The sequence below is a fragment of the Holdemanella sp. genome (assembly GCF_056804935.1).
Map to the genome: position 1 here is coordinate 1 of NZ_DBMEXE010000273.1, position 1,822 is coordinate 1,822.

The window sequence follows — 1,822 nt, forward strand, 5'->3', positions numbered from 1 at the left end:
TAAACGCAAAGATTTCAATAATGACAACCCCAAAGCCTAACATCTGCGTTAGTGTCATTGCCCCTAACATCTCATTTAAGTTTGGATTGTTTGCCAAAGAAACGACCATATACAACATCATTGTCGTTAAGACACTCGTTAATATATAAGGAATGATGGTACGCGCATTCTTCTTCAAATTATCTACAGCTAAATTTAAATAGAAAGCTCTACTCATGATGCACACCACCTGTAGCTAGTAATGTCAACGTATCACTAATACATTGGTGCATCTGATCTAAATTCTTGTTTCCCTTATAAATTTCATGGAAGATTTTTCCATCCTTAATAAACAGAACGCGAGACGCATGACTTGCCGCCTTTGTTGAATGGGTAACCATCACAATCGTCTGTTGATTTTCATTGATTGTTCCAAATAAATGTAAAAGTTCCTCTGTACTCTTTGAATCCAAAGCCCCCGTTGGCTCATCGGCCAAAATTAAATCTGGATTTGTGATGATGGCACGAGCTACAGCTACACGCTGCTTTTGTCCACCACTAATTTCATATGGAAACTTATCTAAAATACCCTCAATTCCTAATTGTTTTGCGATAGGTTCCAATCTTTTTTTCATTTCTGGATATTTTTTCTTGCTTAAAACCAAAGGCAAGAAAATATTATCGCGATTATTAAAATTATCTAATAAGTTAAAATCTTGGAATACAAAGCCCAAGTGTTCTCTTCGAAAGTTCGCAATTTCCTTTTCTGAAATATGTGTAATATCTTTACCATGTAATAAGACTTGTCCACTTGTTGGTTTATCTAAAGCGGCCAAGATATTTAATAGTGTTGTCTTACCTGATCCAGACTCTCCCATGATAGCGACATATTCGCCTTTATTCACACTAAAATTAACGTTGGTCAATGCCTGTACTTGATTCTGTGTAAATCTTGTTGTATATACTTTTTTTAAATTTTTTACTTCTAATAATGCCATATTCATTACCTCCATGTACACCAAAATTCTACAAAGAATCCAAAAATGCAGCCATCGATTCAGCTAACACTATTCTTACAAGATTGTAAGATTACTCAATTCTTCCTTCAAAATGCGTAAGATCTAGTAATACACGAGTGCCCTTACCTACACTCGATTCAATTCTAATTTTATGATTCAACATATCTAAAATATTCTTACATAAATATAGACCTAGACCACTTGCCGTTTTATCACTACGCCCATTTATGCCTGTATATCCCTTTTCAAATACACGGTTTAGATCACTTGCACTAATGCCAATACCCGTATCTTCAATAACTAAGACATGTTTTGATTTCATATATATAGAGATCAAACCATTTTCATCGGTATATTTAAGACTATTTGAAAGGATTTGTTCCAACACAAACACAAGCCACTTTTCATCACTCAAAATAACATCCCCGGTTTCTTTAAAGCTCAACTGAATGTGTTTTCGAATAAATTCTGTTGAGAAACGGCGAATCGATTGTCGAATCAAATCATCCAATTCTAATTCTTTAAATAAGAAATCTGTGTGCGTACTATGTAAGCGTAAATAGGCTAAAACCATATCTGTATATTGGTCCATGCGTAAGAGTTGCAGCTTAATTTCACTACGACTCAATTCCTCATCTTCAAGTAGTAATTTCATAGCAGCAATGGGAAGCTTAGCCTGATGTACCCACATCGTAAAATAATCTTCTAGATCATGCATTTTGTTTTCTGAAGAAATAACATACTCGTCATGATACTCTTTCATAGCCACTAAGATTTTATGATAGTCTTCTCCCATCAATGAAGAATCTTGAAGATTACAAGAT

General features: G+C 34.5%; 2 protein-coding genes and 1 pseudogene. All 3 read right to left on the reverse strand.

The features are described from left to right. A pseudogene (locus ACZQCL_RS09230) lies at positions 1–217 on the reverse strand (ABC transporter permease); the annotation flags it as partial. Then, on the reverse strand, positions 210–977 hold the full coding sequence (locus ACZQCL_RS09235) for an ABC transporter ATP-binding protein (protein WP_482482970.1): 768 nt from the start codon (positions 975–977) through the stop codon (positions 210–212). The gene ACZQCL_RS09235 and the pseudogene ACZQCL_RS09230, both read right to left, overlap by 8 nt. Positions 978–1,068: 91 nt before the next feature. After that, positions 1,069–1,822 (reverse strand): sensor histidine kinase (locus ACZQCL_RS09240; RefSeq protein WP_482482972.1); only part of this gene is annotated, 754 nt, incomplete at its 5' end.